Below are 7,574 nucleotides of genomic sequence, written 5' to 3'. Positions count from 1 at the left end.
CTCAAGGTGTCTGTAAACAAGTTATTGAACTGGTAGAAAATGGTGTAGATTTATCTGTCTGGAAATCTTGTACCTCTACTAGAAAAGCACAATCATCAATAACACGTTACATATTTGTGGGCAGACTTATAAACTGGAAAGCAGTTGATTTGCTATTATTAGCTTTCAAACATGTATCCTCACAAGCTTCTGTTACCTTAACCATTATTGGTGACGGCGTGGAACGGAGGAACCTAGAGCAACAGGCTCAAGAGCTAGACCTCTTAGGCACTGAGGTCTATCAGCCCGGCAAGGTATGTTTTTTAGGCTGGCTCTCTCAGGAAGAGTGTTCATCTCAGCTAGAGCAGTCTGATGTCCTAGTTTTACCCAGTCTACTGGAGTGTGGTGGTGCAGTGGTGCTTGAAGCCATGGCAAAGGGACTTCCGGTGATTGCTACCAACTGGGGAGGTCCAGCAGATTATCTCGATGCCTCCTGTGGAATTCTCGTAGAGCCTTTGTCGAGAGAAATATTTATCGAAAATTTGGCAAATGCAATGCTAAAGTTAGCGCGATCGCCTGAAGAACGTGAAGCTATGGGAAAAGTAGGACAAAATAAAGTAATACAGTTTTTTGATTGGGAAGTTAAAGTTGATTACATGATAAAAGTTTATCAGCAAGTGATTGCTAACCATATAGCAGAATCACAAAACCGGTTGACGGACGGTGCTGGGTCCGTAATTGATGAAAGAAACGAAATTCTAGCTACGAAAAAAAGTTTATACTGATATTTTGAGCCTATCTTCCGTATAAAGACACAGAGATACTGGGGCTTAAGTTTACACTAACTTTTTACCCTTAATAGCTTTCTGGTTAGCGCTTTTCAGCTATGGGTCGAACTGCTCTACCGGGCAATCAGCTTACGAAGTTGAGAGTTTTAATACTCCATAGCGGTTTACCTAAGCTAACCGTTTTGATTAAGAGGAATAGAGATCGCAAATTCTGCACCTTTTCCAACAGAAGAAATACACTCCAGAGTTCCTTGATGCTTTTGTGTAATAATTTGGTAACTAATAGATAAACCTAAGCCTGTACCTTTACCTACAGGCTTCGTAGTAAAAAACGGGTCAAACAAACGTTTTTTCAGACTTTCTGGAATACCTTGACCATTATCAGCAAACCGAATTATCACCTGATTTTTCTCTGTAATTGCAGTATAAATACGTATTTGTGGAGTATAAGAGCTTGCGTTTTCTTCTCGATTCTTCATTGCCTCGTCCAACGCATCGATCGCATTAGCGAGAATATTCATAAAAACCTGGTTAAGCTGTCCAGCATAGCATTCCACCTGTGGTAGATTGCCATACTCTTTGATCACTTCAATAGCTGGACGAATACCGGAAGCGTTCAGGCGATGCTGCAAAATCATTAGCGTGCTATCGATTCCTTCATGAATATCCACCGCTTTCATTTCCGCCTCATCCAAACGAGAGAAATTGCGCAGGGATAGCACGATTTTTGTAATTCTTTCCGTACCAACAGACATTGATTGCACTAACTTTGGTAAATCAGTCACTAAAAAATCAACATCTACAGCTTCTCTCTCTGCTTGAATTTCTGTTGCCGGGTTAGGATAATGTTTTTCATAAAGTTGTAATAGCCTAATTAAATCTTGAGTATATTCATGAGCAGGTTCAAGGTTACATTGAATAAAACTGATTGGGTTGTTGATTTCGTGTGCTAGTCCAGCTACCATCTGACCTAAGCTAGACATTTTTTCACTTTGTACTAATTGTGCAGCTAGTTGCTGTGACCTTTTCCGTAACTCTGCTTCTGACTCTTGCAATATCTCCTGTGCGTGTTTCCGCTTGGTAATATCATGCAAAATGACAACATATTCTTGGAAATCTTGGTGAGGAATATCAGAAACAGAAACCTCAAAAGTTTTAACTTGGTTGTTGCAGTTGAGGGTTTGTTCGCTGCGCTTTTTCCAGTGATGAGGATAGCCAATCAATCCTGGTAGCCATTTAGTTAAAGGATATCCCAGCATTTGTGATGAGTTAAGTCCAAACAGAGAATGAGTCGCTGGGTTTACCTGTTGAAGAACGCCACTGTGATCCACCACAACGATCGCATCTTGAGCAACCATAAACAAGTGTTCAGCAGATTCTCGTGCTTCTGCCATTGCAACAACTTGGGGTAAAGTTGTCCAGCAAGCTATCCCAACCCCAACAAATGCTACCGTTATCAGCAACACTAGGAACAAACTCTCTTGTTTTGAGACAGCACCCAATGGAATTGCCACATTACCACGATCGAGTTTCAGCCCAAATAACCATCCCACCCAAACAGCACTGCAAAGCAGAACAATCAAGGTACTAACTTGAAGTATTAACGAGTCTGTGATGCTAACCAAAGGACGTGAATGATAGCGCTGCATCCACCAACGGGGACGAAAAAAAGGAAAGCGAATGTGACGAATTGTCTTATCTATCCCCATAATCCCAATAGGAATCAGCAACCCAATGAAAAAATCTTGCCAACCCCAAGCCAGTCCACCTACCACCAGAACTAAAACTTCCAGCAAAAAAATCCCAAGGGAAATCCGAGGAAGCAGAACCTCCGATTGAGAACGCTGTAACCAAAGTCCTAGATGTACTGCCATGATGGAAATAAACCAACTGGTGTTACCAACCACTATAATCTCAGGTACATTTCGCCAAATCAGGCAAATAAGACTAATTACCAGCGTTAAGGTGAGTGCTGCTCCGAATACGCCTCGTCGAGATACCACACCGAATACAGGAGATAGTTGCTTATCTTGCGCTAGTTGATAGATAATCCGAGGACAATTACTAACAACTGTTGCAGATGCTAGCAAGCAAGAAGCTGTAAGTAAGAAAGTAACGATGAGTTCAGCAGATCCTCCCCAAAAAGGTTTAGAAGCTGCTAGCAAGTTCAAAAAAGTACTGTCCTGAAGATCTGCAACTCTGGCTAAACGCATCACAACCCAAGATCCACCTAAATAAACCGGTATCATTAACCATGCTGCAATCCCTAAAAAATTGAGAGTCTTTTCAGGACGTCGGCTATCAGCAACAAAAGCAGAAGCTGTTTCACAGGCGTACGTTGCGAAGGTGACAAAAAGAAACCACTTTGCCCAATCTATCAAGCCTAGAGGTAACAAATGATCAGGAAAAAAACCGGGACTAGCAGGAGATAAAGCTAACCAGCACAGTCCCTGTCCAGAAAAAATCAGCAATAAACCAAACGCAGGTATCACGAAAAACAGGTGCAGGATACTAAGGCTGCGCGTCCCACTAAAAGCTAATATAAATGGAAGCAATGTAAAGCCAATTTCCAACGGTTGTTTCGGACAGGCTATACCTAGCGCTTCCATATTTACCGTAATCAAGTCCGTAAGCACGATCGCATTGACTGGTAGTACAGAAACCCAGCTAAAAAAATATCCAAGCGCGGCATATTGTGCTAATGTCGGGTAACGCTGTAATAGTTTGCTAGCATAATTGGGAGTCCCTCCTGCCACATTGATAAAGTAGTATCCCAATCGCTTTACCTGATAGTTAAGCAGCATTCCCAAAGCAACAGCAGGTATCCACACAAAAATAGCTCGTGAACCCAGTGCTGCATGAATTGCTGGTATTACTGTTATCCATAAAATATGACCTGTCAAACCGAAACCCCAAGTTTCAGCAGCACTCAGACTCCTTGTTAAGCTTGGGTATAACTGGTTTAGAAGCGGAGTTTCGTGACTGGGCATGATTAAACCATTAATCCTAAAATAACTTAGCGAGTTATATCTCTTAGGGTTCCCAGTCTAGAGATGCGAATAGCAACCCCATAAATTTAAGAAAAGATTGTAGCACAAACAGGTGGATATCAAGCTATCATACTGGCAGGGAAGCCCTTTGATCCACAAAGCTTAAGATAAAACTATGGGTGGCGCTTACGGGTGAAGTTCCTGAGATCGGCTAAAGCTACCTTAGCGCCAGTTAGTTCCTCTCGCGGTTTACTTCAACAATCTCAGTATACTCAAACTCATTTGGACTTTGCCTAACCAAAGGATATCGCTCACCACCCAACTCTATATAATCTTGTTCGCAATCGGGCTTAGAAGAATAGTAAATCAGCACATATTCCTTACCAATCCTGTTTGTCATTTCTTCTTCTACTTCACCGCGCCATTGAGTTTTAGTAACTAACACGATTAACTGATTTGCCAATTTAGGTATTATCTTAGCAATTTGCCGTCGAGAAATTTCATCTAAGCTGCCAAATGGCGAATCCATAACAATTGGGAAAGTGCTACTGTCGGGAACCAAAAGCATTTTTCTTTTTTCACTCCATTCCCCTACTCGATCAATAATGCTAGCGATAAAAGATAAACTGAGAATTTGGTTTTCTCCTGTAGATGCTGCAACTGGCATTTCTAAACCAGAAGTGTTTTCCACTAATGTTAATTCATATTTATCACTAATTTTAGGAACATATGGCGTAAATGAAACTTCGCTAAATATCTCCTGTATCCGCTTTTCTAGTTGTAAGCGAAACTGCTTTTCTTGCAACTCTCTTACGCTCATAAACCGCTCGATAGCATCTTGAGTTGCAGCAATGCGTCGTTGCGCTAGTGCTTGTTTTTCTTCATTTAGTTTCTGCTTAGCAATTTGTTTACTTAACCCTTCCAACTCAGTTTTAAAGTTAAAAATTTGTTGCTGAGTTGCCCCTTGTTCTAGCATTAATTGTTTAATTTTTTCTTCTATTTCATCCAAACGCTTCTGTAAGTTGCTAATTTCTTCATTAGCATCTTTACGCAAGCGATCCTCAATATTATCTAGATCATTTTCAATTTGAAATATTGATTGCCTGACTTGATTAATTCTTGCTTGTTCTCGATCAACCTCTTCCCAAAAGCCGACTGCTTGCTTATCAATCTCATCAACTTGAGCAGCCATGCGGATAGCTGTCTCTTCCACTGCTGAAGAACCTGCTTTATTTAACAGTTTTTTTACATTTTCGTGTGAATGACTTCCCTCGCGTAAGTCTGTACCACAAATACAGCATTGCGAGTTAAGTAAGTCATTAATGAATTCTCGTGAAATACCAGATTTTAACTTACCTCGCTGCTTCAAATCGTTGATGAGCATCCGGAAATTTTCTGTTGTCTCGGACAGTAATACTGTATAACCTCGTGCAGAAATTGCTTTTTTTATTGCTTCCCGACTATCTCTCAAAGTTTCTTGATTTGATGCTTTTTGCTTTTGTAAGTCTTGTCGTTTTTCTGCCAATTCCTTAGCAGCACTCAACTCTCGTAAATGATTACTGGTCTCTTTTTTAAAAGTTTCTTGATATTCTAACTCTTGTTTTATTTCGTCTTGTCGCTTGGTGATGCGCTCAATCTCTCGTTCTATCTTTTCCTGGTTTCTTAAAAGCTGTTTAATTTCCGAGTCACCAATGGCTTTTAACTCATTTTCTAGAGTTTTTTTCGCTTCTCCCAGATGTTTAATAGAACGGTTAATAACCTCTACACCCAAAAAAATCTTTGTAGCTTCAGCAATTTCTGCTTTTTTATCAGAACGAACTATCTCTTCAATCCGCTCACCGTCAAAAAAGAAATATTGATGTAAACTAGCTGGTAAAATTTGCCCAATCACTTCTTCTGGCTGCTGGGGTGGAAAATACCACCGTCCATCATCCCCAGCTACCTGCATTCGTAATTCTGTCTTACCAAGACTGAAGTCAGTTTGATTTTTATAACCGCGACACAATCGTTTTACGTTGTAGCGTTTACCGTCATGTTCCCACTCTACCTCTACCCAACACTCCACCGGTTGACCAATTTTTGCTTCAGCTATTGCACGCTTATTAACTAACTGCTCAGTTGATGCAAAAGCTGCACTAAACTTCTCATACAACACCCAAGTAAACGCATTCAACAGACTAGTTTTTCCTGAACCGTTATTGCCGTGAATAATCGTTGTATTGCGAGTCTCTCCTCCTGCGAGGATTATTTCGGGTGTTTTGCCATAAAAAGATCGAAAGTTACAAAGCTTAATAGAAGCCAGTTTCATCGAACAGCTTCCTTCACAATTGTCAAAATATCATCATTGATATGGCTATTAATTTTCTTATCTATTCTACTTTTTTCCAGCTGCCATACTCGTTCAATTATTTGCCGCACCTCAGCAGAAGCAGTTGTAATCGGCTCATGAACATCATCAATGTGAATTTCCTTGCTCATCTTCCTCAACAAAAGTGTTTTTTATATTTTACATTTCTTTCCTCTTTTAATCATCCGTAAAGGCACCATTATCAAAATGGGGCATGGGGCATTGGGCATAGGGCATAGGGCATGGGGCATTGGGCATTGGGCATAGGGCATGGGGCATTGGGTAGTGGTCACAGTTGAAATTAAGGAGCCAATTTTGTAAAGCCGTGCGTGCATAACTTTATGTGTCTGTTGAAATAGCGAAAGCCTTACGCTACACGTTCCCAAAGGGTACGCCCCTACACCCATTTCTGGAGATATCTATTACCTATACCCCATGCCCTATGCCCCATGCCCTATCCCCTTAAAGTTTCAATAGTTAACATTTGCGGTGGTGTTGCGTCGGGTGGGTAGAGGAAATCGACTGTGACCAACCTCTGCTGATTAGGAGAGATTTTTAATTGAATTAGAGGTTCTGCTAATTGCCCACGCTGCTGCGATAAATGCCAGTATTTGGTTTTGGGAAGATTATTATCGTCGTTGTAACGAATACGAACAGTTCCTCTAAAAAAGACAGATGGATCAGGTGGTTGTAAAAACCGCAGTCCTGGTTTGGTTAGATTGTCTTCTTTAATAGGTGTATGCAGCAGGACATTGACAGTCTGAGATGTACCGGTGTTATTAATCAGTGGCAAAACAAGGTTATATTCAATACCATAGTTGCCATGAGCTTGGTAAGCAGTCCCAGGGTAGCGCACCAATAGCTTTGCACTTTGGTTTTGTTGCGTTCCCATTTTACCCGCCAGAAGGGTACTAAGACCATAGGAGAAAGCTTTCCCCGTTTGAGGAATCGCGAGGTAAAGACTATGTGGATCCGTGAGGAGCGATCGCCACCGAGATCCTTGAGCAACCCCTGCGACTCTACCATAAATTTCTGGTCCAGTCGGGTTCTCAGGAGGACTTGGAGCGGGTTCACGTGGTCCAGCAAAATCACCATTTTCCAGCAGATTCTGCCATTCTTCTAAAGTAGGTGGGCGTTCACTACCATCCTGGTTCGGCTTAGCAAACATAGCAAGATTTGCCACATAAACTAAACCATTACTATACAGGCGAAACAATGTAGAACGACCGTTCAACGGTGGATTTAAGGGACGTACTGGAATTGGATGATTCATTAACATCCGACTTTGTTTAGGTGGAATTACTAACTGTGGAGACCATTCTTGTTGTCGTTTACCCCTCAACACCTCATTCATAACGCGATCGCCAGGTCCAGCATAAATATTTCCCAAAAGATTGTCCTGCATTGAAGGCAAATTAATAAAGGGTGCATCAGGCTGACTCACATAACTAGCAGCTTGTAATACATCTA

At 41.3% G+C, this 7,574-nt stretch carries 5 protein-coding genes; 1 reads left to right on the top strand and 4 read right to left on the bottom strand.

Annotated features, from left to right (window positions below; genetic code table 11):
* A partial coding sequence (locus G4P69_RS34325) for a glycosyltransferase family 4 protein (RefSeq protein ID WP_208354390.1) occupies positions 1 to 764 on the top strand: 764 nt, incomplete at its 5' end.
* Positions 765 to 940: 176 nt separating this feature from the next.
* Here G4P69_RS34325 and G4P69_RS34320 read toward each other — a convergent pair.
* The 4 genes from G4P69_RS34320 to G4P69_RS34305 all read right to left on the bottom strand — a co-directional run.
* Positions 941 to 3,757 (bottom strand): ATP-binding protein, encoded by a 2,817-nt coding sequence (locus G4P69_RS34320; protein WP_208341634.1) that lies wholly within the window; start codon positions 3,755 to 3,757, stop codon positions 941 to 943.
* Positions 3,758 to 3,989: 232 nt separating this feature from the next.
* Complete coding sequence (locus tag G4P69_RS34315; protein WP_208341633.1) at positions 3,990 to 6,065, bottom strand: AAA family ATPase; 2,076 nt, start codon at positions 6,063 to 6,065, stop codon at positions 3,990 to 3,992.
* Entirely contained in the window at positions 6,062 to 6,235 is a 174-nt protein-coding gene (locus G4P69_RS34310; RefSeq protein WP_208341632.1) for a hypothetical protein, read from the bottom strand. Before G4P69_RS34310 ends, G4P69_RS34315 begins: the two co-directional genes overlap by 4 nt.
* A gap of 323 nt (positions 6,236 to 6,558) precedes the next feature.
* On the bottom strand, positions 6,559 to 7,574 hold a 1,016-nt coding region (locus G4P69_RS34305), incomplete at its 5' end, for a DUF3370 domain-containing protein (protein WP_208354389.1).

Origin of the sequence: Aetokthonos hydrillicola CCALA 1050, from assembly GCF_017591665.1 — a bacterium.
In the GTDB taxonomy this organism is placed as follows: domain Bacteria; phylum Cyanobacteriota; class Cyanobacteriia; order Cyanobacteriales; family Nostocaceae; genus Aetokthonos; species Aetokthonos hydrillicola.
This window is presented reverse-complemented; position numbering and strand designations above follow the sequence as displayed.

Coding starts and splice junctions, on each gene's coding strand:
- G4P69_RS34320 (WP_208341634.1), bottom strand. CDS start 3,757: ATGCCCAGTCACGAAACTCCGCTTCTAAACCAGTTATACCCAAGCTTA.
- G4P69_RS34315 (WP_208341633.1), bottom strand. CDS start 6,065: ATGAAACTGGCTTCTATTAAGCTTTGTAACTTTCGATCTTTTTATGGC.
- G4P69_RS34310 (WP_208341632.1), bottom strand. CDS start 6,235: ATGAGCAAGGAAATTCACATTGATGATGTTCATGAGCCGATTACAACT.